This window comes from Psychrobacter fjordensis, from assembly GCF_904845995.1.
Lineage (GTDB): Bacteria > Pseudomonadota > Gammaproteobacteria > Pseudomonadales > Moraxellaceae > Psychrobacter > Psychrobacter fjordensis.
On sequence record NZ_CAJGYP010000001.1, the window covers coordinates 1,070,430 to 1,096,862 of the forward strand.

Annotated in this window: 20 protein-coding genes; 3 read left to right on the forward strand and 17 right to left on the reverse strand. The window is 43.1% G+C overall.

Features of this window, described 5'->3' with window-relative positions:
- Positions 1-71: 71 nt before the first annotated feature.
- From JMW61_RS04500 to JMW61_RS04560, 13 genes are all read right to left on the reverse strand, one after another.
- Positions 72-2,687 (reverse strand): ABC transporter permease, encoded by a 2,616-nt coding sequence (locus JMW61_RS04500; protein WP_227687354.1) that lies wholly within the window; start codon positions 2,685-2,687, stop codon positions 72-74.
- Entirely contained in the window at positions 2,680-3,408 is a 729-nt protein-coding gene (locus JMW61_RS04505) for an ABC transporter ATP-binding protein (RefSeq protein ID WP_265090098.1), read from the reverse strand. The genes JMW61_RS04500 and JMW61_RS04505 overlap by 8 nt, the downstream gene beginning before the upstream one ends.
- Entirely contained in the window at positions 3,405-4,280 is an 876-nt protein-coding gene (locus JMW61_RS04510) for an arylesterase (protein ID WP_201549771.1), read from the reverse strand. The genes JMW61_RS04505 and JMW61_RS04510 overlap by 4 nt, the downstream gene beginning before the upstream one ends.
- A 94-nt stretch (positions 4,281-4,374) precedes the next feature.
- A complete protein-coding gene (locus JMW61_RS04515) occupies positions 4,375-5,652 on the reverse strand; it encodes an MFS transporter (RefSeq protein ID WP_201549772.1) in 1,278 nt (425 codons plus the stop codon).
- Between the two features lie 447 nt (positions 5,653-6,099).
- Positions 6,100-6,345 (reverse strand): (Na+)-NQR maturation NqrM, encoded by a 246-nt coding sequence (gene nqrM, locus JMW61_RS04520; RefSeq protein WP_110924429.1) that lies wholly within the window; start codon positions 6,343-6,345, stop codon positions 6,100-6,102.
- A 135-nt stretch (positions 6,346-6,480) separates the two neighbouring features.
- Positions 6,481-7,599: an FAD:protein FMN transferase gene (locus JMW61_RS04525; RefSeq protein WP_201549773.1), complete on the reverse strand. Its 1,119-nt coding sequence runs from the start codon at positions 7,597-7,599 to the stop codon at positions 6,481-6,483.
- Between the two features lie 159 nt (positions 7,600-7,758).
- Positions 7,759-8,559 (reverse strand): SDR family NAD(P)-dependent oxidoreductase, encoded by an 801-nt coding sequence (locus tag JMW61_RS04530; protein ID WP_201549774.1) that lies wholly within the window; start codon positions 8,557-8,559, stop codon positions 7,759-7,761.
- Positions 8,560-8,800: 241 nt separating this feature from the next.
- A complete protein-coding gene (gene nqrF, locus JMW61_RS04535) occupies positions 8,801-10,036 on the reverse strand; it encodes an NADH:ubiquinone reductase (Na(+)-transporting) subunit F (RefSeq protein ID WP_194196320.1) in 1,236 nt (411 codons plus the stop codon).
- A gap of 122 nt (positions 10,037-10,158) precedes the next feature.
- A complete protein-coding gene (gene nqrE / locus JMW61_RS04540) occupies positions 10,159-10,767 on the reverse strand; it encodes an NADH:ubiquinone reductase (Na(+)-transporting) subunit E (RefSeq protein ID WP_011281361.1) in 609 nt (202 codons plus the stop codon).
- The gene (locus JMW61_RS04545; RefSeq protein WP_192519585.1) at positions 10,767-11,438 is read right to left on the reverse strand and encodes an NADH:ubiquinone reductase (Na(+)-transporting) subunit D; all 672 of its coding nucleotides are present in this window, start codon (positions 11,436-11,438) and stop codon (positions 10,767-10,769) included. The genes nqrE and JMW61_RS04545 overlap by 1 nt, the downstream gene beginning before the upstream one ends.
- A gap of 1 nt (position 11,439) precedes the next feature.
- Positions 11,440-12,342, reverse strand: coding sequence for a Na(+)-translocating NADH-quinone reductase subunit C (locus tag JMW61_RS04550; RefSeq protein ID WP_201549775.1), 903 nt, complete (start codon positions 12,340-12,342; stop codon positions 11,440-11,442).
- Positions 12,323-13,558 (reverse strand): NADH:ubiquinone reductase (Na(+)-transporting) subunit B, encoded by a 1,236-nt coding sequence (locus JMW61_RS04555; RefSeq protein ID WP_194196322.1) that lies wholly within the window; start codon positions 13,556-13,558, stop codon positions 12,323-12,325. Before JMW61_RS04555 ends, JMW61_RS04550 begins: the two co-directional genes overlap by 20 nt.
- Positions 13,559-13,563: 5 nt before the next feature.
- A complete protein-coding gene (locus tag JMW61_RS04560; protein ID WP_201549776.1) occupies positions 13,564-14,916 on the reverse strand; it encodes a Na(+)-translocating NADH-quinone reductase subunit A in 1,353 nt (450 codons plus the stop codon).
- A gap of 1,050 nt (positions 14,917-15,966) precedes the next feature.
- On the opposite strand from JMW61_RS04560, the gene hisA reads away from it, so the two are divergent.
- From hisA to JMW61_RS04575, 3 genes are all read left to right on the forward strand, one after another.
- Positions 15,967-16,707: a 1-(5-phosphoribosyl)-5-[(5-phosphoribosylamino)methylideneamino]imidazole-4-carboxamide isomerase gene (gene hisA / locus JMW61_RS04565; protein ID WP_197099428.1), complete on the forward strand. Its 741-nt coding sequence runs from the start codon at positions 15,967-15,969 to the stop codon at positions 16,705-16,707.
- 59 nt (positions 16,708-16,766) lie between these two features.
- Complete coding sequence (locus JMW61_RS04570) at positions 16,767-18,395, forward strand: mechanosensitive ion channel family protein (RefSeq protein ID WP_201549777.1); 1,629 nt, start codon at positions 16,767-16,769, stop codon at positions 18,393-18,395.
- A gap of 189 nt (positions 18,396-18,584) precedes the next feature.
- Entirely contained in the window at positions 18,585-18,893 is a 309-nt protein-coding gene (locus tag JMW61_RS04575; protein ID WP_197099426.1) for a hypothetical protein, read from the forward strand.
- A gap of 105 nt (positions 18,894-18,998) precedes the next feature.
- Here the strand turns inward: JMW61_RS04575 and rnr are convergent, their stop codons facing one another.
- The 4 genes from rnr to thrS all read right to left on the reverse strand — a co-directional run bounded on the left by rnr (position 18,999) and on the right by thrS (position 25,449).
- Complete coding sequence (gene rnr / locus JMW61_RS04580; RefSeq protein WP_201549778.1) at positions 18,999-21,263, reverse strand: ribonuclease R; 2,265 nt, start codon at positions 21,261-21,263, stop codon at positions 18,999-19,001.
- Positions 21,264-21,404: 141 nt separating this feature from the next.
- The gene (locus JMW61_RS04585) at positions 21,405-22,649 is read right to left on the reverse strand and encodes a toxic anion resistance protein (protein WP_201549779.1); all 1,245 of its coding nucleotides are present in this window, start codon (positions 22,647-22,649) and stop codon (positions 21,405-21,407) included.
- Between the two features lie 338 nt (positions 22,650-22,987).
- A complete protein-coding gene (infC, locus tag JMW61_RS04590; RefSeq protein ID WP_010197324.1) occupies positions 22,988-23,491 on the reverse strand; it encodes a translation initiation factor IF-3 in 504 nt (167 codons plus the stop codon).
- A gap of 23 nt (positions 23,492-23,514) precedes the next feature.
- Positions 23,515-25,449 (reverse strand): threonine--tRNA ligase, encoded by a 1,935-nt coding sequence (gene thrS, locus JMW61_RS04595; RefSeq protein WP_201549780.1) that lies wholly within the window; start codon positions 25,447-25,449, stop codon positions 23,515-23,517.
- Between the last annotated feature and the right edge of the window lie 984 nt (positions 25,450-26,433).

Below are 26,433 nucleotides of genomic sequence, written 5' to 3' on the forward strand. Positions count from 1 at the left end.
TTTCAGATAGTGGTGAATTGAAAAAACTCCTTAATAGGAGTTTTTTCGTTTAAAGCCAAAATTGAATACGCTTAAACCATCGCCCTGACTCTTGCCATAATCCCGCGACCAATCACCAATCTCACATAGATAATGGCAATGGCAAACAGCAAGGCAACTAACGCAATACCGCCAAGTCCTAAGTTTGCCCATGGCACACTAAAGCGCAGATTGAACCATTGAGTAACCGCTAGCCAAGCACCACCAGTGGCAATAAGCACCGCAAATGTCGCCGCACTAATTCCAAGCACACCCAGCTCTAAGATATTGAGCATGTACAAGTCACGCTTTTGCATACCCAATAGTCTAAAGGAAGCACTCTCTTTCATACGATCTTGTGACGTAGAGAGTAGCGAGCTGATGAGCACCATGATGCCCGTGAGCAAGGCAAGCAAGGTAAAGATATACACCAAGCGGCTCATCTGCGCGACCAACCCTTGGACTTGCTCCGCGATAATCGTACCGTCAATACTGGTCACCGCTGGGAATTCGCGTACCAGCTCACCTTGCAGCTCAGGGATATCATCGGCAGAGACATGTGCCGTCGCAAATTGGATTTGCGGTGCGCTAGCCAGTATCTCAGGCTCAAATAAGAAGTAGAAAAACGGACTCGGGCCACGCTCGAAACGCGAGCGAATACTAGTAATCTCGCCAACCAACTCGATACCTTGAATATTAAAGCTGATCTGATCACCCATGCCGACGTTCAGCATTTCGGCTGCCGTGTCCAAAATAGACAATGGCTGCACTTGCGAAATCGCAGAGGCACTCGCATCTTGATTTTCAATGGGCGTATAAAGCGCATCGTCAGTCAGCGACTCAGTAATGAACTCTGTGTCCATGATCGTATCGGAATAACTTAGATTGAACACGCGAGTAGGGTCGTCTTCGCCTTCAGGCGCGTCGATATCTTTGGGTTCGACACCATTGGCCGTACCGATACGTGCTCGAATCACTGGATAATACGTCACAGGTTCTTTGAGAATACTGTCTATCTTATCGTGCTGCTCGGTCTGTACATCCAATAAAAACAGATTCGGCGCATCTTCAGGATACGCATTGATAAACTGCTCATTGATACTGTGATTAATCGACGTGATAAGGGTCAATACCGCAACGGATAATGATAATGTCACAAAGAACAGCGCTGATTGATTGCCTTTACGCGCCAGATTATGAATGGCAATGCGCTGCATCCAACTGATTTTTTTGCCAGTGGCGATGCGCGCCAGCAACCAGAGCCAACCACGAGCCAATGCCCAAAATATCGCGATGAATACAATCAATCCGACCAGTATCTGTGCGCCTAATGCTAAAGATTGCACTTCGTAAGCAAGGAAGGCATACAGTCCGATGAATAATAAACCATAGCGTAAGAATGGTATCCGCTGCTGCCAAGGCAAGCGTTTTGAGGATTGACCAGTGCTTTGATTAAGCAGTGCTGCAGGCTTGGTACCATCAAGCGCACGCAGACTGCGCTGGGTAATCAGTAGCGTCATGACAAGAGCGATGACGATGGTTTTAAAGATACTAATCGGGTTAATGGCCAATCCTAAATCTGACGGTAAAATAGCCGTCAGATACGGTTGACCAATTTTGAGTAATACAAGGCTCAGCGACACGGCAGCGACGCAGGCCAAGACGGACATGATTAATAGTAACCAATAATAGCTACGCTTAATCGAACGACTGGTCTCACCCAGCGCCATACGTATGGCATCGTTGGATTGCTGCTTGGTCACAAACGCAGTGATCACCCCATACATAGCAACCGCAGATAATAATAGAACAGCAATGACCAGTAGCTTAAGGAACATCAAGACATTATCAGAGATACGTGAGACAGACGTCTCCTCTGAGGTAGGGTCAGACATTTCTATATCAGGATAATTGACTAACATCTGTGTCAGCTGCTCACGCTGAGTGGCAATGACTTCTGGCGTGCCAGCCATCTCGATTTGGTAACTGACCCGACTGCGCTGACCGATTAGATTGGTCGATTCTAATGCGTCTTGCTGCATCATGACGCGACCACCAAAACCGAATGCCGTTAGCGGACGATCCGGCTCTTTGACGAGCTCATCACTGATGGTGAATGTTCCCTCACCAATATTGATAATGTCACCAACCGTGACGTTTAAACTTCTTAGGACTTCAGGCGCGACCACCACATTTGTTGCACTTAGCTGCTCGGACAAGGGTTTGCCTGACGCCAGTTCAACCTCACCGTATAAAGGATAAGCCGCAGTAACGCCTTTGATACGAGCCAACAGCGTTTGGTCTGCTGCAACCAACATAGCGTTGAACTGATAATCATAAACCGTTTGGCTATCAGGCATTGTCTGGACTTGCGCCAATACTTCCTCAGGCCATGCTTGATTGCTTTCTAGGATTAAATCACCACCGACGAGTGCCAGCTGATTGTCATTGACATAGGTATTCACTGACTGTTGGATAGAGTCCAAGGTCAGATAGGTGGCAAGCGATAGCATCAACGTGAGTAGGAATAGCAGGGGATATACCCAGCGTCGCCACCAACTGCGAGACAATGCTTTCGCACCTAAAGTGCGGGCAGTGAAGGGGTTACTACTTTTGCTTTTATTCACAGCGGCAGCGTTGCCATTGGCGCCTATAGAATGATTATCCATTGGCCGCTAATCCATCTATCATACCGTCATGCATGGTAATGACTCGGTCTGCCATTTCCGCCAGTGCAGGGTCATGGGTCACGACGACCAATGCCGAACCGACTTTTTGTCTTAAATCTAACAATAGCTGCATGACTTGGTCGGCGTTTTGCTCATCCAAGTTACCTGTAGGTTCATCAGCAAATACGATTTTTGGATGTGAGACCAATGCGCGAGCGACAGCAGTACGTTGCTGCTCACCACCTGATAATTGATTGGGCAAGCTATCACGTCTATGACCGAGTCCAACAGCTTCGATTAACTCATCAACTCGTGCAGGGTTTGGCTGCCGTGCAATATCCAGCGGAAAGGCAATATTTTCTGCCACGGTCAGCGTTGGTAGCAAGTGAAATGACTGAAACACAAAGCCCATATCACGCTGACGAATAGCTGCCAGTGCATCTTCATCAAGACTGCTGAGCATTTGGTCTGCCAGCTCAACGGTGCCACTATCAGGGTAGTCTAATGCGGCCAGTAATCCCAATAACGTCGATTTACCAGAGCCAGACTTGCCCATGATGACCACAAACTCGCCCGCATTAATATGAACATTCACGTCTTTAATAATGGATAGGGTCTGCTCACCGACTTGTACGGTTTTGTTTAAATGCGAGGCGGTCAATAATGCTTTTGTTGTAGCGGTAGGCGTCGTCACTGTGTCAGCTGAAGGTGATGATGTCATTGCGTGGTCTCAGTTAGCGTATTGTTTGATGCTAGTTCATTAGGCGTTTTTGATGCTGTCGTATTAGTGCTATTACTGGCTTTCAACTTTTCAATCTCAGGCTTTAAGATAGGCAAAATATTATCTTTGACGATAATCTGATAGCCTTCCTTGGTCGGATGAATCGCATCGGCTTGATTTAGCTCAGGGTCACCGCCCACGCCTTCTAAAAAGAAAGGTATCAGTGGCACATTCATGTCTTTTGCCACACGAGGGTAGATGTCTGAAAACGCGGAAACATAGTCATTACCGAGATTGTCATAAATCGACATACCCCCTAAGATAACGTGACTGCCGTTGTCTTGCAGGGTTTTGACCGCAGTACGGATATTTTTTTCAATGGTCACCACATCTAAGCCGCGCATCGCGTCATTGGCACCAATCGTCAAAATAGTAATGTCAGGTTTGGTCTGCGCTACCCAGTCTAGACGATTGACTAGGCCAGTACTGGTTTCACCGCTCAAACCTGAGTTGATGACTTTGGCATTGGTATAGCCCAATTCTTTTAAGCTGGCTTCTAACTGCGCAGGATAGTTGGCATCACTATCAACCCCCAGTCCTTCCGTCAATGAGTCGCCAAGCGCTAATATCGTCAGCGGCGAATTGATTTGTTGGTCGGCGGATACTGGTGCATCAGCCGTGACTTGGCTAGTATTGGTTTGAGTGCTTGTTTGAGTATTGGCGGCTTGAACATCAGTGCTTTGCGAACTGGTATTTTGCGAATCAGTCGCGTCAGTTGGTTCAGTATCTTTTTGGCAACCACTGATAACCAATGCCATGGTTAGCATCGCCACCGCTGGCAAGCGTCGAGAGAAATGAGGAAATACTTTCATAATAATTATTCTGTCCTATATGCAATCGAACCAGTGTAGCAAAATAAGACGAATACCAATATTATCCGAAGGTTACTTTATCTAATCGTAACTATTAAAACTTTTTACCATCGACCATAACAGGACGACTGACCAGCCACGCAATCACCACGTTTATCACCATTAACACTAAGATAAGTAGTAGAGGTAAATCCCAGCTACCCGTCGCTTCATGTAGCCAACCCGTACCCAACGGACCAAAAAATGCAATCAAATAACCGACGGCTTGTGCCATCCCAGACAGCTCACTTGATTGATTGGTGGTATAAGTCCGTAACGAGAATAGCATCATACTTAAGGTAAAAATCGCTGAGCAACCAATGCCCATCATACCTGACCATAGCCAAGCCAAATTCGGTGATAAGTAACTGACGCCTAATACTCCGATGACATTTAATACTGACGCAAATACTGCCAATGCCTGAATAGGGCGACCACGATTGATCAGCCACGTTAGGCTTAAGATAGATATCGGTGCCATAAATTGGAACACCGAAGCCATATGTCCTGCCCGAACAGCGGATAACCCTTTACCAATCCAAATGGAGGGTAAAAAGCTGGCGACGGTATAGAACAGCAATGATTGCAAACCCATAAAGATGGCGATTTGCCAAGCAAAAGACAGGCGCCATATAGATTTTCTAGATGTATCGGAAGAAGCTGATGTGGGTAGGACAACTGCTTGATGGTTAGATGACCCTAAACGCAAGCGCAAAAAAATCCAGAGAATAATTGCAAAGATACCCAAAATTGCCCAGCCACCTAGTGCCCATTGCCAGCCTACTTGCTCGGACAAGGGTAATACCACTCCCGAGACGATGCCTGCTGTTGCCGTCATGGTTAGACTAAACAAGCCTGTTATCAACGGAATATGTTTGGGTGTACGCTGTTTGATGATAGGTGCTGCTAAGGTATTGGCAAAACCGATAGCCAATGTCAGTAATAACGTACCAACCAAAAACCAATTCCAAGTCGGCACAATACTGCGAATAATCATACCAGCAGTTAATAGCGCAATCATCGCAATCAGTGTGTTTTCTAGACCGAATCGCTTACCGATGGCTGGTGAGATAAGTGCACCAATGGCAAACCCCAGCATGGGTACTGCCCCTAGCCAGCCAATTTGCGTCTCAGAGATACTGAGTGCGTCTTTTACGACGGGCGCAATAGAGCCTAGCGCCACGATAGGCGCTCGCATATTGCTGGCGAGTAGAATCATGGCACACAATATGAGCCAAAACGTAAAACGCGAAGAAGGCAGCTTCAATGGCGAGGTATTATCCGAATGAGGCTGTGATGGCACATCCGGTTGAGAGTGAGAAGAGGTAGGCATAACAGGACGACTATTATTAGAGTAAGAAAAAGAACACGTCGTTAAACCGCGCCGAAGAATCGTCGCTTGTAAACAACACCAAAGAAAACGCACCTAGAGGGTGACTGATATGGCAAATCAGAGTAGTAAAACAGAATCGAAAATTAAAAATAGAAATACGTGCAGAGTACAAAATATGAGTCGTGACTTTGAAAAGAGAGGTATAGTCATTCCACTATAAAAGTATTACTGCGTTAACCTCGCTTGAAGTATTTAATATACATCTCCATTCGGTTGCCTTGTACTACTTTTAAATTGAATCAACTATATGATCTGAGCGATATGCTTTGAGCAGTCTAATAAAAATAGCGCCAGTCCTTTTCAAAGAACTAGCGCTATTATAAGAACAGATGTCAGGCAAATACTACCAGCGTATGGTAACAAACGCGGTGCATATGAGGATTAAGTCTATACCGACTTGCCTAATTGAGCGGCTTTAAGCGCATTCTCTTGCTGTTCAGCGATGATAGAATCGCACTTATTAGGATCATCGCCGCAGTATGAGCATTTTTCGTTGCCCATCAGTTTAGCAACACCGCCACAAGACCCTCTCAGTGGTGTCTTTTTTACCATATAACCGATACCCATAAAAACAAAAAATAGGACAAATACAGTAAAGGTAATAGCGAGCATAGGAAGCAATTGACTAAGCATAGTGGGCACCTCAGTTCTCAAAATAGGGTAGTTATCTTTATGATAACGATATATCTTCAACATTATCTACATAATAGTATAGCAAATTTTTGTTTCGCTCGTTTATACCTATCGTGTTAGTTCATGTATTAGCATCTAAGACTTTTTATCAGCGCGTAGGGCTTGCATGGCAGGTGTTTCTATCACTTGCCAATCATCAATGCTATCGTCGGTATTGTTCTTTTTTGCATCGTCAGTCAAGACGACAAACATGGCAGCTAGGTTTTGTTCTTTAGCAACTTCTAATGCTTTCTGATAAGGCATCGCAGTGAGCGCGGTAGCCCAGGCATCAGCCAGTGCGACTGAGTCAGCTGCTACAGTGACAGAAGGTGCACCACCAGCGATAGGCTCCCCAGTGGTGGGATCAATCGTATGGCTATAACGTTTACCATCGAATATGACGGAGTTACGATAGTTGCCAGACGTCGCTAAATGCATTTTATTATGCGTATTGATTGGTTGGCGAATGACCGATATCGTCTCACGCTCGCTCACTGTGCTACCTTCAATAGGCGCATCGATGGCAATTTGCCATGGCTGCTTTTGGTTATTGACACCAGCGGTCGAAATCTCACCCCCAATCTCGACCATATAATTGCGAATATTATAATCTTCTCTTAATACGTCAGCGATGACATCGACACCATAGCCTTTTGCCACTGCTGAGAAATCAAGTTCGACACCCTCTTTGGTTTTATAGACGGTTTTGTCTTTATGTATGATACTGTCAAAATCTACCAATGCTTTAGCTTGGGCAATCTCTAATGCCGTTGGTGGGCTTTGTAACCGATCAACGGTCATAGTACTACCAAAGCCCCACGTTTCTACCAATGGCATCACAGTCGGATCAAATGCCCCGCCAGATTGTTCGTACACGATACGTGAGACGTCGAGCACACGACTAAAATCTGCATCGATAGTGATAGGTGTCTCTTTATCTAACTGATTAAATTTAGAGATAGTTGAGTCTGCTTGGTAGGTAGACATACTGTCATTTATTTGCTTTAGACGTTCATCTATCGAAGCTTGTATCGCTGCTTCATCCGCATCATCGGGTAGCTGATAACTAATGTGGTAGCTAGTACCCATCGTCTCACCAGCTAGGTAATCGTAATCTGGCGTTTGCTGGCAAGCGGTGAGGCTAAGCGCACCGACAAGAGCGATGATGCCGTAGCCTGTACGAGTATTTTTAGTAGAAAGTATTATTGTTTTCATAAGCTTTTTGCTATAGCAGAGGAGTGAGAGGTGTAAAATAGACTGTGCTTATTTTACACCTCTTGCTACCGATAACGCCAATTGCTTTGGGCGTAAATAATATTTGTACTAGGGCGTGTCTTCAATTCACTCGATAGTCATCTAAATTGGCCAGATTTCTTAGGTCACTTTTGATTCACGAATGAGTTTGTACAGCTTGGGCGGAGATATGCGATTGACCTTGGTGGCGAACTTCTCTTTTTGACCGGAAATAACAATATATTCTTCTTCTTTCAATAGCGCTTTAACGGCTTGTCTGGCAAATGCAGTAGCAGTCAAACCTTTTTTAGTAGCCTCATCCATCGTACCCTGCGCGCTACCATCGCCAGTCAACGCATTGATAGACACATTGGTTTGGATAAAACCTGGGAATATGGTGGCAACTTCTATGCCTTGATCATGTAATTCAGCACGCAAACTGTTCGCCCACATATGAATAGCGGCTTTGGCAGCACTGTAAGCGCCGCGATATTGAGTACCTAGTAGACCTGCGATACTCGATATCATGACTATTTTACCACCGCCTTGTGCGATCATTTTTGGTAATACCAGTCTGGTCAGACGTGTTTGTGCAAAGTAATCTATCTCCATCAATTGCCGTTCGACGTCTTCAGTGGTGTCCATGATTAATGAGCGTTGACTGATGCCGGCATTATTGATTAGCCAATCGATTTTACCTGCCTGCTGAATAGCTGACTCATATGCTATTTTTGTCTGATCGGTGTCACCAATATCAAATGGGATAACGATATGGTTTTTGCCACCTTTACAGTTTTTTCTGACCGCTTCTAGTTTCTCTTGATCACGACCACTCAGTATAATTCTGGCGCCTCGCTTGGCGAAAGAAATAGCAAGTGCTTGACCAATACCACTAGAGGCACCAGTAATCCAAATGGTCGATTTTTTAATGTTGGTTTTCATAAGATTCCTTTCTTAACATGTGAATGGTTCATGATATAGGATGATAAGTACTAGCGACTAGTTAAATTTGTAGCCTTACACTACATCCAAAAAATACGATTAGCGGCATCAAATTCATTTGGTCTATCAGGGCTACTACTAACACAAATTATCTTTGCTATTTAATCAGAGCCAAAAAAAGAGCCTCAATTGAGACTCTTTTTTATAGTATGGATTTAATCGTACTTCCTAACCAGTAGGTTTAACCACCAAAGTCATCAAGCATGATGTTTTCATCTTCAACACCCATACTATGTAGCATGTCGATGACTGCAGCATTCATCATCGGTGGCCCACACATGTAATACTCACAGTCTTCTGGGTTTGGATGACCTTTCAGATATTCTTCTAGTAAGACGTTATGGATAAAGCCGGTGTAGCCTGTCCAGTTATCTTCAGGAAGCGGATCTGATAATGCCACATGCCACTCAAAATTAGAAAAATCTTCTTGAAGTTGATCATAGTCTTCAACGTAGAACATCTCACGAATAGAACGTGCACCATACCAAAAGCTGATTTTACGGTCTGTGTTCAAACGCTTAAGCTGATCGAAAATGTGCGAGCGCATTGGTGCCATACCTGCACCACCACCGACGAAGATCATTTCAGCTTCAGTTTTCTTAGCAAAGAACTCACCGTAAGGACCTGATACCGTTACTTTATCGCCAGGCTTTAAGCTGAATGTCCAAGAAGACATTTTACCTGGTGGGATACCGTCTGGGCCACGTGGTGGTGGACTTGCGATACGGATGTTGAACTTGATAAGACCTTTTTCTTCAGGATAGTTGGCCATTGAATAAGCACGAATAACTGGCTCATCAACTTTTGACACATAATTAAAGATGCCAAATTTTTCCCAATCTTCGCGGTATTCTTCTGCAACATCAAAGTCTTTATAGTGCACTTCATGCGGTGGCGCTTCTAGCTGTACATAACCACCAGCACGGAAGTTAACTTCTTCGCCTTCAGGAATTTTTAGTACCAGCTCTTTAATGAAAGTGGCAACGTTATCGTTAGAAACAACCTCACACTCCCATTTTTGTACATCAAAAAACTCAGGGTCAATCTCGATTTTCATGTCTTGCTTAACAGCTACCTGACAAGCTAAGCGCATGTGATTGCGGATTTCGCCTTGAGTAAAATAGCCTTCTTCAGTCGGCAAGATAGAACCGCCGCCTTCGATAACGCGGCAACGACACTGCGCACAGGTACCACCGCCACCACATGCTGAAGATAAGAAAATACCTTCGCTCGCAAGTGTTTGCAGTAGTTTACCGCCCGCTGGTGTCACGACGTCATTATCGGAATTATCATTGATATGGATGGTAACATCGCCTGAACTGACCAGTCTTGAGCGCGCCGCCAAAATAATGGCGACAAGGCCCATGATGATCAAGGTAAACATAGCAACGCCACCAATCGCCGTAGCGTAATCCATGGTAGGTATCCTTAATCTATGGAGTAGGGGAACGAAGGAACGTCATAACGTTTTTCTGAACCCCTACCGAATAAATGAATTAAATAGGTCAAATCGCTAAATAAGTGTTTAAGCTTAGCGGTCTAAATTGACATACCGCCGAAAGACATAAAGCCAAGTGACATCAGACCAACGGTGATAAACGTTATACCAAGACCACGCAGCGGTGCTGGGATATCTGAGTATTTCAGTTTTTCACGGATACCAGCCAATGCGGTAATCGCTAATGCCCAACCAAAGCCTGCACCCACACCATAAACGACTGATTCGCCGAAGTTATAGTCACGCTCAACCATAAATAGTACACCACCTAAGATAGCGCAGTTTACAGTGATGAGTGGTAAGAAAACACCAAGGGCGTTGTATAGACTAGGAACGAACTTATCCAAGAACATTTCTAAAATCTGTACGGTAGCGGCAATAAGACCAATATAACTAAGCAAACCTAAGAAGCTTAAATCGATATCAGGGAAACCTGCCCATGCCAATGCACCATCTTTTAGGATGAACTGGAATAGTAAGTTGTTTAATGGAACCGTAATCGCCATGACGACGACGACGGCAACACCAAGACCGATAGCGGTTGAAACCTTCTTTGATACTGCCAAGAAAGTACACATACCTAAGAAGTAGGCAAGCGCCATATTCTCAATAAAGACTGAGGTTATAAATAAACTAACATAATGTCCCATTAGTGACCGCCTCCATGTGCCATGCCTTTAGACTGCGGCTTCATTACAAACTCAGCTTCTTCAACCTGTTCTGGTTTCCAAATACGGACGATGACAATGAACAAAGCAATAATAAAGAATGCTGACGGTGGCAATAATAGTAGGCCGTTTGGTATATACCAACCGCCGTCAGTCACTGGTTGTAGAATAGTGATACCGAACCAAGTACCTGCGCCTAGTAGCTCACGAATAGTGGCGACAAATAATAAGACTGCAGAATAGCCGAGACCGTTACCAATACCATCTAAGAAGCTTGGTATTGGTGGATTGCTCATCGCAAATGCTTCGGCACGGCCCATTACGATACAGTTGGTGATAATCAAACCAACGAAAACGGACAAGCCTTTACTGACATCATAAGCAACGGCTTTTAGCACCTGATCGACCAAAATAACCAATGAGGCAATGATGGTCATCTGGACAATAATACGAATGCTTGATGGGATCTGCTTACGAATAATCGAGATAAAGAAACTCGAAAATGCAGTTACCAATGTTAATGCCACACACATAACCATGGCATTTGCCATGCTTGTTGTGACTGCCAACGCCGAACAGATACCAAGGATCTGTAAGCCGATGGGGTTATTATCAAAAATAGGCGTGGTTAAAATACTTTTAGTATCAGCCATGTTATGCCTCCTTGCCGTTTGCTACTGGTAGCTTGGCTGCCAATTCGGTTTTAGGTTGAGCTGACGATTTTGATTGACTGGCTTGTGTCTCTGCCTCATCAATAGTCTGGCCACTCTCTTCACGTAGCATGTCTAGATAAGGCTTATAGCCTTGCTCGCCTAACCAAAACTGAATCATGTTACTGACGCCGCGGCTAGTCAGTGTTGCACCACTGATACCATCAACCCAGTTCTCTTTTGGATTACCGGCTTTGGTCACACCAGTGGCAACGTCACCATTCTCATCATAAGATTGGATGCCGGTCCACTTGGCACGCCACTCTGGCTCTTCGATACGAGCACCCAAACCTGGGGTTTCTTTATGCTCATAGAAGCTGATACCTTTGATAGTATTCATGTCGCTCTCAAGCGTCAAGAAACCATAGATAGTACCCCATAGTCCGTAACCTTGAATAGGCAGTACGACTACTTCAGGTTGACCAGCATCGTCTTTTTTGACATAGACTTTGGCATATTTAGGCTTACGACCGATACCCGCAGGATCATCGTTACCTAGGTCGTCACTTAATGCTTGATTTTTAGTCGCTTGAGTAGCGTCATAAGCATTACGATCAGGGATACCCGCGTCTGCTAGCGTTGCATCATCGACATAATTACCTTTGTTTAAGTCAATAATCTCGACATCAAAGTCTTTGAATCGTTCGGCAACATCGTCTTGTGTGTCAGACTCAGCATCGTACATGTCGGCCGCGACTAAGATGTTTTTGTTACGGTCTAAACGCGCGTTTTCAAGCTGAGCTGGCTTTAGGCCAACTGCAACTGCTGAGACCAATACTGAACACACCAAGCATAGCGTTAATGCCACACTAATGGTTTTCGCATTATTACTTTTGGGCTTGGACATAACGAACCCTCCGAGCTGTTTGGCGTTTGATGTTTGCTTGGGTCACAAAGTAATCAAACAATGGCGCAAATAAGTTGGCGAATAGAATAGCCAGCATGATGCCTTCTGGGAAAGCTGGGTTGATGACACGAATCAATACCGTCATAAAACCAATCAAAATACCATAAGCCCAACGGCCTTTATTGGTATGTGCAGCTGAGACTGGATCGGTTGCCATAAACACTGCACCGAAGGCAAAACCACCGATGACTAAGTGCCAATAGAACGGCAAGTTCATCATCATGTTGTCTTTAGAGCCAATCATGTTGAAGATAAGCGAGGTAGCCACAAGACCAACCACACAACCTGCCATGATGCGCCATGAGGCAATACGCGTCCATAGTAGAACAACGGCACCCATTAAGATTGCTAGTGTTGATACTTCACCGATACTGCCTTGCATATTACCGAAGAATGCATCACTCCACGTAATCGCATTGCCATAGACATCGACGAAATCTTGAGGAGAGACACCAAGTGCAGCAAGACCGAGAGGCGTTGCTCCTGAGAAACCATCAACCGCTGTCCATACAGAGTCACCAGACATATAGGCTGGATAAGCAAAGTATAGGAATGCACGACCCGATAGGGCAGGGTTAAGGAAGTTTTTACCTGTACCACCGAATACTTCTTTGGCTACGACCACACCAAAGATAATACCCAAGGCAACTTGCCATAAAGGAATATCTGGTGGTAGACATAGTGCAAATAGTACCGAGGTCACAAAGAAGCCTTCGTTGACTTCATGCCCGCGCACGACGGCAAAGATAATCTCACAGAGAATACCAACGGCAAATGTCACAAGGTAAATAGGTAGGAACTGCATCGCACCGTAGACAAAACTTGCCCAGACACTGTCTGGGTTATAGCCTGCCATGCTAGTGATAACCGTACGCCAGCCTTCAGGCTGCAAGCCAAGCTGAGCAACCGCCGTTAGCGCTTGATGACCGATATTGTACATACCCCAAAACATCGCTGGGAAAGTACATAGCCATACGGTAATCATAATGCGCTTTAGATCAATCCCGTCACGTACGTGTGATGACGCGTATGTGGTTGAGTCTGGTTGACGCAAAAACGTATCAAACATCTCAAAGATGGCATAGTATTTTTCGTGTTTGCCGCCTTTGGTAAAAGATGGCTCCATACGATCGAACATATTGTGTAAAAATTTCATCGTGGTTAGCCCTCCAGTTCGATGCGCGTTAAGTTATCACGCAAGATATCACCGAATTCATATTTGCCAGGAGATACAAAGGTGCATAGTGCTAAATCTTCTTCATCCAACTCAAGTACGCCTAAATCAACGGCGACCAACATGTCTTCGACAATCAATGCACGTAGTAGTTGGGTTGGTAGATAGTCTTGAGGCATGACCTCTTCATAGACACCAATTGGCACCATCGCTCGCGGTGAGCCATTACTCGTGGTGGTAAAGTTGTACTTTTTGCCACCAAAAAACTGCGAGATATAGATAGGCAGTTTTGAGAAACGGTTTTTACCTGGCGTAAAGAAGTGGAACGCTGGGCGCTCATGACCTTCCGTCAGCACACTGATCTGATTGTGAAAACGACCAATATAGGCAATATTGCTAAACACTTTGCGACCAGATAATACCGAACCTGAAATGATACGGTTCTCGCCAGCTGCTAGCTGACCTTTGGTCAAGGCAGTAATATCAGCGCCGCGCTCAGTCATAACCAAGTGTGGGTTACTGACAGAGGGGCCTGCTAAGCTAATCAAGCGAGGTGTGTATAGACGGCCGGTGGTAAATAGCTTACCAATTGCAATCACATCTTGATAGCCAATTGTCCAGACGCTCACGCCACGCATGATTGGGTGTAAAAAGTGAATGTGCGTACCTGCCAGACCAGCTGGATGCTTACCAGCAAAGCCATGATACTCAGTGACGTTATTCGCAGCAGTTTTTGCGACCGGTGTCAGCTGGGCATTACCATGATGGCAGACAAACGTCTTTGGGCTGAGTGTCGACAACACAGCAAGACCATCATTGAACGCTTGTAGCTGCTCATTGATCAGCAACATTGGATCAAACGCTAGGGGACTGGTATCTATAGCAGTGACAAAGATGGCATGAGGACGGGCACCGATTTCTGGCGTACGGCTAAACGGGCGCGTGCGAAACGCAGTCCATTCGCCAGAGGCAAGTAATTGGGTTTCGACAACTTCAGAGTCTAGGTCAGCCAGTTGCTGGGAGTCATAGCGCTCGAAGTCTACTTCTTCACCTTTTGGGTCGACCGCAATAACGAGGCTCTCAAACACACGACGGTCACCGCGTTTAATCGCGACAACTTTACCAGCAGCAGGGGCAGTGTAGATAACGCCTGCACGTTTTTTATCTTCAAAAACGGGCTGACCTTTTGCTACGATGTCACCTTCTTTGACATTCATCGTGGGCTTCATACCGATGTAATCATAGCCAATAAGGGCTACGTGTGTCGGTTGGTGCTCAGATATCTCGCGGGAGGGTTCGCCGGTGATGGGCAAATCCAAACCTTTTTTGATGGTAATCATAAGCGAAAACTTAGTCCATAGTCTAAAACGATACCAGACTTCCTGTTTGGTACATCGGTAGCATGAACATATGCATCATTTAATAAAGCACTCACTCAACTATTCCTATAATAGGATGGTTATAGAGTTTTCTAAAAATAAAGCACGATCATAACTACTATTAAGAGTATTAACGCTGACCTTAGACTCCTTAACAACACGTTAATGTCTTATTCGAATTACCAAAGTGGCGACTGGCTACCAAGGTGTATATTAAAACCATCCAATTAAAACCTATCGCTAAAGCAGTGAGCTAAAAGTGACAGTTCTTAAGATAAACAGCTTTATCATACGTTTCATTGAAAATTAAAATTCTTAATACCAGTATTGTAGACCCCACTTATGAGTTCAGTATCCTAGAAAAGATACTTAATTGAATAAGTATGTAGCCAAATAACGATCTATTGAGATAGATGATAAACTGGTAAAAAGACAAACTGGCTAAGCAATTAACAAGCAGTGTGCACTTATCGTATAATATTGCTATAAAGCCAATAATAGCTATTTTAGTGTCGTTGACCAGTGATAAAGACAATATGAAAACGTTAGGAAAGGTATTTAATTAGAGTGTGTAATACTGCAGGGTAATCTGTTTCGATCGACCAGTTGAGATTTCTAATATAACCTTTCTTAGCAAGAAGTCAGCCAATATCATGTAAATGTATTTAGCTCTTACTCGATTCATCCTGACCGCTAATCTTTTTTTAGTCGTGATTGACCTAATAAAAATATAACGTATGGTTACTATCACATAGAAACAAATAAAATTTACCTAGGATTATACGCTAAATTGACCTAAAATTGCCAGTCAGGAATTCAATTTACCTAATGTTTTCAATGGCTGTAATTATAAAAACTTATAGTTATCACTTTTAGTTTTTATGTCATGAATACGGTTTTGGGCAATGTTTTTTATCATTATTTAGCGTGTGTTGAGGACTCAATACACCATAATATTCAAAGTTTAGTTTTTCAAATTTATTCAATATTTTGTTTTATAAGGAATGCGATATGTGTGCTGTGCCTGTCATTATCCCGGCGATTGATTTAAAAGATGGTAAATGTGTACGCTTAAAACAAGGCCGTATGGAAGATGATACGGTATTCTCTGATGATCCAGTTGCGATGGCAGCACGCTGGGTAGAGGAAGGTGCACGCCGATTGCATTTGGTCGATTTGAATGGTGCCTTTGATGGCGTTCCTGTTCATAGACAAGTAGTCAACGATATTACCAAAGCTTATCCGAACTTGCCTATTCAACTGGGCGGCGGTGTGCGTAACATGAACACCATTGAACAATATATCACTGCAGGTTTGACTTATATTATTATCGGTACAAAAGCAGTCGAAAACCCTGAGTTTGTCGCAGAAGCTTGCCGCGAATTTCCGGGTCATATCATTGTAGGTATCGATGCAAAAGACGGCATGGTCGCAACCCATGGTTGGGCGAACGTTACTGATACCAAAGCAACTGAGCTTGCCAAGCGTTTTGCTGATGTAGGTGTCTCTTCAATCGTTTATACCGATATTGCCCGTGATGGCATGATGCAAGGCGTCAATGTCGAGCAAACGGTTAACTTGGCTCGTGAAGGCGGCTTACCAGTGATTGCATCAGGCGGCGTAACCGATATGAAAGATATTGAGCTACTGAAGCCTTATGGTGACTGTATCGAAGGCATCATTACTGGCCGTGCTATTTATGAAGGCACGCTAAGTTTAAGTGAAGCGCAGATTTATCTAGATCGTAAATAAGAAACAATTTAGCAGTGAAACTTAGCAATAAAAATCAGTAAAGCTAGCAAAGGATGCTTATGGCAACTCGTTTAGACCTTCCAAGGATACGCAGTTGTCCAAGAGCGTGGTGTCAGATATGGTTGCTACTAAGTATCCTTTGTTCTCTTCCGGTTTATGCTATTGGTGAAGAAACCATTGATATCACCAAAGTATCAGAAATAGAGCGTGCAGAAAGCATTGTATCAAATGATATTGCGGAACCAGAAGCTGACATTGTTGAGCTTCCTACGCAGTCATCTGAACCCGAGCCAACTCCATCGCCGGTAATCGTCAGCGAAAGTACCAATAACGCCCAAATTGAAACCACACCGACCCCGCAAAAAGACAATGACATTCGTCAACGTATCAAAGGTATTTTTTCTGAAATTGATGGGTTACAAGCTGTCAATGTTGGTGTCGCCCAAGGTGTTGTTACCTTAACGGGAGAGACGCCAAACGAAAAAAAAGCACAGCAGGCCATTAATTTGACCAATCGTTTGACAGATGTGGTCACCGTTTCGGATCAGATTGATCGTACACTAGATGTGCAAGATAATGTCACTACTGTCTATCAAGGTCTCAAGATACAAGCCAAAAATCTGGTCAAAGCCTTACCACTATTATTGGTCGGTATCATTCTGTTTATACTGGTGAGCTGGTTTGGTAGCTGGTTGTCTAATCGCAAAAGAATGTGGCAACGGTTGACACCCAATCCATTTGTCGCTGAGCTGCTGTCACAAACCGTCAAAGTCATCTTCATTATATTTGGCCTGATCCTAGCGCTCAGCTTAATAGGAGCAGAGACCATCTTAAGCACATTGCTTGGTGGTGCTGGCGTCATTGGTATTGCGGTTGGTTTTGCGGTCAAAGATACGATTGAAAACTATATCGCATCGCTAATGCTCAGTATTCGCCAACCATTTCGTGCACGTGATCATATTGTGATTAATGGGCAAGAAGGGATAGTGGTGCGCTTGACTTCACGCGCAACGATATTGATGACACTAGATGGCAATCAGTTACGGATTCCTAATTCTGAAGTCTTCAAAGGTACTATCCTCAATTACACCAAAAATCCTGAACGTCGATTTACCTTTGAGTTGGGCGTCGATGCTAATGATGATCCATTAGCTGCTATCAAGGTTGGATTGGACGCAATACATAGTTTGGCATTCGTATTAGATGAGCCAAAAGCAATTGCTGTCATTAGTAATGTTGGCGACTCTAACATCGTCTTAGAATTTCAAGTTTGGGTAGATCAGTCAGAGACGGACTTTTCAAAAGCACGCAGTATTGCCATTCGTGAGACCAAACACGCACTAGAGGATGAGGGTTTCAGCCTACCTGAACCTATTTATCGATTACGTTTTAATCGTGATTTAGAAAAAGCCTTTGAGCATATGCAAAGCAATCCTTTAAACCATACATCTAACGTGACGGTTACACCGACTGTGCCCGATAGCGTTATAAATGGTGATAGTAGTAATACTGATAATAAGGACAAAAAACAAGCGAAAGCACGTGCCAAGCTTATTTTGCAAGATGACAATGCTAGTGATGTTCTCAGTGCGCGTTCTGATGACAAACTAATGAAAAAGGTTGAGCAAGAGATTGCAGAACGTTCAGATGAGACTGATTTATTAAACAATAATAGCCCGCAAGAGTGACATATAGTCCATCCTCTATAAATTGGATACGGTGTCAGCCTCACTTAGTCTACTATTTGTAGTACTTTCATTCGTCTTCCTTGTATCCAAACCATATTGAATCAACTATATATAGACCAGTTTTAAAATAGGCATAGAAAATGCAACGAAACGTATATCTGATAATTATTCAAATACGAGACATTTCCTATGCAAATGAAACATCTGATTATATTCGCGCTAGTTGGCATGGTAGCCTTACTTGGCTTTAACCTTATTAATGGTAGTCAACGTGATAAGAATAGAGAAGCGCTCGTCAGTAGCGTAACATCTGAGCATAGTGATATCAGCGCAGAAATACCTGAGACTCACATCGAAGCAAGCAGCTCTGATGCTATCACTAGCAAGCCATTGGGTGAGCAGCCTAAAGCCATCCTTGACAGTGCCACGACTCAAATAGATCAAGCTCAACAAGCAGAACAGAAAAATTTAGAAGAGATGGATAACACTGCACAGTAGCCAGTGCTTATTGAGCAAGTACCACGCATTTATATGAATAGTGAGACATAAAAAAAGGCTAACGATGACGTTAGCCTTTTTTATATTTCGAGTATCTAACTAAAACTAGCCTTTCTTATTAGCGCCTTTACTACGACTGCTACTTCTCTTAGCTGGACTCTTTTTAGCGGGTACTTTTTTTGTCTGATTCATTTCACTAGATTGCAGTTTGGCTTTTAAATCAAAGTCAATTTGCAATAGATCCATGTTCACGCCAGCAACTTTGACCTTGACCGAATCACCAAGTCCAAACAAAGTACCTTTGTCTTTACCGATCAGCTGCTGCTGCTGCTCATCATAGACAAAGAAGTCATCACCGACGTTTGAGATATGGACCAAACCATCGATATATAAGTCGGTCAATGTCACAAATAGACCGAAGCTAGTAACGGTAGTCACCACACCTTCGAACTCTTCGCCAACATGGTCTTTCATGTAATGACATTTGAGCCAAGACTCTACATAGCGAGATGCTTTTTCTGCACGGCGTTCTGTATCTGACGTTTGCGTACCAGCACCTTCAAGAGAAAAGTCCATGGCAGGCTGTTGGCTATTAGTCACTTTTGCTTTAATAGCACGATGCAGCATCAGATCAGGATAGCGACGAATAGGGGAGGTAAAGTGGCTATATTCGTCATATGCCAGACCAAAGTGACCGATATTGTCAGGTGCATAGTTAGCTTGCATCATTGAACGCAATAGCATGCTATGGATACTAATCGCATCGGGTCTGTCTTTAGTCGCTTCAATAATGCGCTGATAATCCGCTTGCGTTGGGTTCTCTTCTGGGAAAGGTAGGCCAAAGTTCTTTGCATATTCATGAATACGCATTGATTTTTCACCATCAGGCTTATCATGGTTACGATACAAGACAGGTAGCTCATGCTTTAGCGCAAAGTTCGCTGCACAGGTATTGGCCAGTAGCATACATTCTTCGATAAGCTTCTGAGAATCACCACGAGTACGTGGCAGGATAGCCTCGATGCCGCCTTTTTCGTTGAACTTGATGTAGGTTTCAACCGTCTCAAATTCCATCGCATGACGTTCTTCACGTTTTTTAAGCAGTAGCTCATAAAGCTGATGTAACGTGTCGACAGATTTTTTAACGTCTTTATTACCTGTTAATGATTCAGGCAAGCGCTTATCAGTCGGATTTACCAGATAATCATTTACTTGATTATAGGTCAAACGTGCTTGTGAATGCATAACCGCAGGATAAAACTCATACCCAGTAACTTTGCCAGCGCGTGATATCTTAATATCAGCAACCATACACAGACGATCAAGATTAGGGTTCAATGAACACAGACCATTAGAAAGTACTTCAGGTAGCATCGGAATCACGCGATGCGGGAAGTATACTGAGGTACCACGTTCGTAAGCATCTTGGTCAAGTGCTGAATTTGGCGTCACGTAATAACTGACATCAGCAATCGCTACTAAAACGCGATAGTTACCACCAGAGCGTTTTTCAGCAAATACGGCATCATCAAAGTCACGTGCATCTTCACCATCGATCGTGACGAGTGGTAAATGACGTAAGTCTGTGCGACCTTTGATGTCTTTTTCAGTCGGCTCTTGATAGCCATCAGCTTGTTTGAGTGTGGCTTCACTGAAGTCTGAAGGGATGTCATAGTTGAGTAGCGTGGTTTCAATAATCAGTTCACGATCATTGTCATCAGACAGGAGTTCCGTGATTTTACCAGTAGCAAACTCATGCTGGTTTGGCCAATCGATGATATCGACTTTGACAGGAGAGCCTTGTTTGGCATTAAACGCTTGTACGTTGTCTTCAGTGACCGTAATCGGCTGATGGTTATTTGGACTGCCAAGCTCGACACAGTAGCCATCATCATCACGAGCTAGTGTACCAATGAAGTTGTTTTGGCGACGTTCAACAACATCGACGATACGCCCTTCAGTACGGCCACGATTGTCTGTTGACGTGCCGACTGCTTCGACGGTATCGCCATTGAATACCCAACGCATTTGCTTTTCATGCAAAAACAAATCTGGCATGTCGCTCAAAAGTACAAAACCAAAACCTTTAGGATGCGCAGACACTGTGCCAGTGACGACATCTTGCTGAGTCACTGTGCGATAGCGATAAGGACGACCGTCGCGGTTTACTTGTCCATCGCGCGCCATTGCTTTTAGGCGATTGCCCAAAGCATCAAACTGGTCCGGATCATCAATATTAAAGGCTTTTGCCAATTGCTGATGAGTGACTTCACCATGCTCAGTAATCGTGCTAAGTATTAGCTCACGACTAGGGATGGGATTGTCATATCTTTTTGCCTCGCTTGAGGCGTTTGGATCATTCCAACTCATAAATTACCGTATCTATTTTTAAAATTATTAATAGGGGCTATCTTAACACGAACAACGTGGCAATATCTTGCGTCAATTGTCTTATGTGTGTTCAGTAGCAAGGAGTTGTTACCTTCAATTAGTAACAACTATTGTGATAAATCAAATATCAACATCGACCTTACTTGATTTATTGGTTATCTTTTTACTGTCAATTTCTTTTGAGACTTCTAGCACGGTTGTTTGATTAGACTTGTCGAGATATTTCTGTGCTTTGTCGACTTCGCTGGTCAATGTGTTGACCGTTAGCTTCATATTCTCTAGCGCTTCAATCTTATAATTGCTAATCATATCCATCGTGTCATAGACATTATTAAAGGCGTTTTGCAGTTTATCAAGCTCGATACTGCTGCTAGTGGCTTGTTCATGAATTTCACCTGACTGACGTTTTAGCATCGCTGAGGTTGATTCAATCAAGCTACTGGTGGTTTTATTCAACGCAGTGATTTGATCAAGTACCAGTTTCTGATTGGTCATTGCTTGAGCAACAACGACAGCCGTACGTAATGCTGACACAGTCGTTGTTGTAGCACGATCTACGCCTTTGATTAGCTCTAAATTATTACGACGAATAGTATCAAGCGCCAAATAACCTTGTACATTGACAGCCAATTGAGTCAAAAAATCCGTATTCTTTTGACGCACATAGAACAGCATTTCTTCTTTAATAATGCGAGCTTTTTCAGGATCAGTCGCTTCGATTGCATATACTTTTTGCTCTAGCTGTTCGTCAATTTTTTTGCCGACATAGACGTACTGACGAATAGATTGCATCAGCTCCCACATATTGACTTTTTCTTGCTCAATCATCGCATTGTCTTTGAGCAGCTCATCTTTACCATTATAAAGACTGGTTACCACTGCATTGATGTGTGACTGTGCTGACTCATATTGGCGAAAATAGTCTTGCACTTTATTACCAAAAGGTATGAGGCCGAATAGTTTGCGTGAGCTGGTCAGCTCCTTTTTACTCGGATCTAAATCTTCTACGATACCGCGCAGTTCAGTCAATGACTTGGCAATAGGGGAGTTGTCAAACAAGCTATCATTGAGACTTTTCGCTGGTAAATCCAACATACGGTTAGATACTTGTGCCGATTCACGAATCTCTTTCGTACCCAAGTTATGAATAGACTGCACGTTTTGTCTAAACTCATCGCTATGCACAGAGTTAGTAAGAACGTGATCTACAAAAGCGTCAACTTTGGCATCGAGCTCTGGAATCTGGCTTTCATCCAACTTGACCATCTGATCTGCTTCACTTTTTTGTATTTCTTTCACAGGTTCAGGCGGCGTCAAAGAAATACTTGGAGTTGTTGCGTTTTCTGGTGGAGTCAATTCTTGCATGAAGTTTCCTATAATATCTGAAATGGACAGTATTTTTGGTCAATAGCTACAAAAGACGGTAATCGTAAAACACGTTAGCAGTAAATGGATATTTTTATACACTCGATTGTACTTATTTGAATGGTATAAATGTCGTACAGCAGACCTTTAGACTAACTGGTAATGAAAAGGTTGAGAAGATAGATTTTGTAAAGTAGCGTCGACTTATTATATTAAAAAATGGCTATTCATAGGTCTAAATATTAAAAAACCATCAATATCCCGCAGCATATTGATGGTTAAGATTACAAGTATCTACATCGACTAACAGCCACAACTAAGACAATCTGAAAAACAGATTATTTTTTCTTAGTTGGCCCAAGCAGCATACCCATTTGACGACCTTCCATCTTAGGGTACTGCTCGACGTTTGAGATATCAGCGGTATCTTCAATAATACGATCAAGTTGTTTGCGACCAATATCTTGGTGCGCCATTTCACGTCCGCGGAAACGGATGCTAATTTTAACTTTGTCTTGATCTTCCAAGAAGCTAACGATTTTTCTCAGTTTAACCTGATAATCGGCTTCTTCGGTACTTGGACGTAGCTTCATCTCTTTGAGCTGAGTCTGTTTTTGGTTTTTCTTAGCTTCTTTTGCCTTCTGCTTTTGATCATAGAGGAAATGCTTATAATCCATGATTTTGCATACTGGCGGTTTAGCTTCAGGAACTAATTCGACCAAATCTAGACTGTCTTCACGTGCCGCTTTCATCGCGGTGTCGATATCGACCACGCCCATTTGTTCGCCGTCTTCTTTAACCAGACGGACTTCTTTGGCACTGATATCTTCGTTGATGTTCAAACGGTTCGACTGTTTAATAGGTATTACTCCTCATCTGTTTTTGGGGTCTGTCGGCCTTTCTCAGCCACAGCGGTCTGTACTAATGTAATAAATTCAGAAACACTCATCACGCCAAGGTTTTCACCTTCACGCGTACGGACGTTGACACTGCCCGATTCGACTTCTTTATCCCCTAATACTAGCATATAGGGAATACGTTCTAATGTTTTCTCTCGTATCTTAAATCCAATCTTTTCGTTACGCAAGTCACTAATAGCTCGCAAACCTGCATTTTTTAGTTCACTGACGACGTTTTCACAAGCTTCGCCTTGTTTATCAGTGATATTCATGACGACTATTTGTTGTGGTGCTAGCCATACTGGCATCCAACCCGCATAGTTTTCAATCAATATACCAATGAAACGCTCAAATGAACCCAATATAGCACGGTGCAACATAACAGGCACTTCGCGCTCATTTTGCTCATTGACGAACTCAGCATCTAAACGTTCAGGCATGTTTGGATCAACCTGAATGGTACCGCACTGCCATACACGACCTAACGAGTCTTTTAGACTGAATTCAATCTTCGGACCGTAGAATGCGCCTTCGCCTGGTAAATAATCCCAGTCAAGACCTGAGCTATCCAGTGCATCTGACAGGGCTTTCTCTGCAAAATCCCATGATTCATCACTACCAACACGTTTTTCAGGACGAGTTGAGAGTTTCATAATAATGCTATCGAAACCGAAATCTTCATAGACGGCAAGTGTTAGCTTGATAAAGTCAGCCACTTCTTGCTGAATTTGCGCTTGAGTACAGAAGATATGTGCATCATCTTGGGTAAAACCACGAACACGCATCAAGCCATGCAATGAACCTGATGGTTCGTTACGATGACAAGAACCAAATTCCGCCATACGCAAAGGTAGGTCACGGTAAGATTTTAGGCCTTGGTTAAAGACTTGCACATGGCAAGGGCAGTTCATCGGTTTTACAGCATAATCACGGTTTTCACTAGAGGTCGTGAACATATTGGTGGCGTAATTGCCCCAATGTCCAGAACGCTCCCACAAGCTACGATCCACGATTTGTGGTGTTTTGATTTCTTCATAGCCATTATCATGTTGCACTTTACGCATATATTGCTCAAGTACTTGATAAATCGTCCAACCGTTTGCATGCCAGAACACCATACCGGGTGCTTGCTCTTGCATATGGAACAGATTTAACGCTTTACCAATCTTACGATGGTCACGTTTTTCTGCTTCTTCAATACGTTGTATATATGCTTTTAACTGTTTCTTATCGGCCCACGCAGTACCATAAATGCGTTGTAGCTGCTCGTTTTTCGCATCACCGCGCCAATAAGCACCAGACATTTTGGTCAGTTTAAATACTTTTAGGAATCGTGTGTTTGGCACGTGTGGGCCACGGCACATATCGACGTATTCTTGATGATGATACAGGCCAAAGGCTTCTTCGCCTGGCATATCATTGATTAACTTAAGCTTATAATCTTCGTTACGTGACTCAAATATCTCAATCGCTTCTGCACGTGGTGTCATCTTTTTAACAACGTCATAATCTTGCTTGATCAGCTGCATCATGCGCTTTTCAATAGCTTCCATATGCTCAGGCGTAAATGGCGTCTCACTATAGATATCATAATAAAAGCCATCTTCGATTACTGGACCGATGACCATCTTCACATTAGGGTACAGTTGCTTGACTGCATGACCTAGCAAATGCGCACATGAGTGACGAATGATATCGACACCATCGTCGTCTTTTGGTGTCACGATTTCGACTTTAGCATCAGCAATGATAGGATCATGCGCATCTACCAAATGCCCATCTACACGTCCAGCGACTGTTGCTTTCGCCAGTCCTGTCCCTATACTTTGTGCCACTTCCATGACCGTAGTATTGCCTTCGAAGTTTTTTACGCTACCATCGGGTAAAGTAATCGCTACCATAATCTATTCACCTTTTTGGGTCCGTTGGCAGTGATGATTGCAACCATCAATCATATAACCGTAAGACCACGTCAATTATATCTAACTACTATGATATGTTGTAAGAGATAAGCACGACTTAATAGCACTGTCTTTCACCTTATATAGCATAATGATTAAGCGCCATTTAACAAGCTATAATCAACGCTATATAAGGTGAAACGAACTGCCTTCTCGTAAGATAAAGCAGAACGGCTATTAAGCAATGTCATAAAAGCAACTATTATAGCAAAAACCGCCTATTAACACTAGATAGCAAGGGGTTAGGTCTGCTTCTATATATAGGTGCACTTTGTGCCAATATCAATAGTGATGAATATAGGTAGCGTTAAATACCATATCAATGACTATAATAAGTTCATAGTGATAGGCTAGATAGTAGAAATTAGCCTTCTGATCAACAGAAAACAGCCGTAAAAAGACTTTTTCAGAATATGGTTTAATTGTTTTATCCCTAACCCATTGAAAATAATCAGTTATTAAAAAGGCAGTCAAATTAGTTAAAAAACCTTTAATTAAGGCATTGACACAGCTCTTAAACTCTATATAATACGCCCCTCGACAGGGAGAACTGGCAGTAATTAGGAGATAATTACTTAATTAAAACCCAGTTAACTCATTGAAACGAGATAAAAAAAGAAGTTGACAGACTATTAAAAAATGATATGATAGTCAGCTCGCTAAATAGGATAAGCCACATTGGCTATGACTGTTTAGTTAGAATACTAACACTGGACGACAGTGATTAGGCATTATTTAAAAGCATAACTAAAGAACAACTTGTGTGGATTTTTGCTGATTCAGAATGTTAAAAAATAAAGTTGGTTGACTATCTTTTCGATAGAATACTAACTATAAAAATTATCATTTAAGACAGTAAAAAAACTCAAAGTTAATTCATTACGAACATAATTTTTAGCGATTTTGCCAGATTAGATGAGCCAA

Bases quoted from the DNA above. Each gene is read 5' to 3' on its own strand.
- hisA (WP_197099428.1), top strand. From the start codon at position 15,967: ATGTGTGCTGTGCCTGTCATTATCCCGGCGATTGATTTAAAAGATGGT.
- JMW61_RS04545 (WP_192519585.1), bottom strand. From the start codon at position 11,438: ATGGCTGATACTAAAAGTATTTTAACCACGCCTATTTTTGATAATAAC.
- JMW61_RS04555 (WP_194196322.1), bottom strand. From the start codon at position 13,558: ATGAAATTTTTACACAATATGTTCGATCGTATGGAGCCATCTTTTACC.
- nqrF (WP_194196320.1), bottom strand. From the start codon at position 10,036: ATGGATTACGCTACGGCGATTGGTGGCGTTGCTATGTTTACCTTGATC.
- JMW61_RS04530 (WP_201549774.1), bottom strand. From the start codon at position 8,559: ATGAAAACCAACATTAAAAAATCGACCATTTGGATTACTGGTGCCTCT.
- JMW61_RS04585 (WP_201549779.1), bottom strand. From the start codon at position 22,649: ATGCAAGAATTGACTCCACCAGAAAACGCAACAACTCCAAGTATTTCT.
- rnr (WP_201549778.1), bottom strand. From the start codon at position 21,263: ATGAGTTGGAATGATCCAAACGCCTCAAGCGAGGCAAAAAGATATGAC.
- JMW61_RS04505 (WP_265090098.1), bottom strand. From the start codon at position 3,408: ATGACATCATCACCTTCAGCTGACACAGTGACGACGCCTACCGCTACA.
- JMW61_RS04510 (WP_201549771.1), bottom strand. From the start codon at position 4,280: ATGAAAGTATTTCCTCATTTCTCTCGACGCTTGCCAGCGGTGGCGATG.
- JMW61_RS04525 (WP_201549773.1), bottom strand. From the start codon at position 7,599: ATGAAAACAATAATACTTTCTACTAAAAATACTCGTACAGGCTACGGC.
- JMW61_RS04500 (WP_227687354.1), bottom strand. From the start codon at position 2,687: ATGGATAATCATTCTATAGGCGCCAATGGCAACGCTGCCGCTGTGAAT.
- JMW61_RS04515 (WP_201549772.1), bottom strand. From the start codon at position 5,652: ATGCCTACCTCTTCTCACTCTCAACCGGATGTGCCATCACAGCCTCAT.
- JMW61_RS04575 (WP_197099426.1), top strand. From the start codon at position 18,585: ATGCAAATGAAACATCTGATTATATTCGCGCTAGTTGGCATGGTAGCC.
- JMW61_RS04550 (WP_201549775.1), bottom strand. From the start codon at position 12,342: ATGTCCAAGCCCAAAAGTAATAATGCGAAAACCATTAGTGTGGCATTA.
- nqrE (WP_011281361.1), bottom strand. From the start codon at position 10,767: ATGGGACATTATGTTAGTTTATTTATAACCTCAGTCTTTATTGAGAAT.
- thrS (WP_201549780.1), bottom strand. From the start codon at position 25,449: ATGGTAGCGATTACTTTACCCGATGGTAGCGTAAAAAACTTCGAAGGC.
- nqrM (WP_110924429.1), bottom strand. From the start codon at position 6,345: ATGCTTAGTCAATTGCTTCCTATGCTCGCTATTACCTTTACTGTATTT.
- JMW61_RS04560 (WP_201549776.1), bottom strand. From the start codon at position 14,916: ATGATTACCATCAAAAAAGGTTTGGATTTGCCCATCACCGGCGAACCC.
- JMW61_RS04570 (WP_201549777.1), top strand. From the start codon at position 16,767: ATGGCAACTCGTTTAGACCTTCCAAGGATACGCAGTTGTCCAAGAGCG.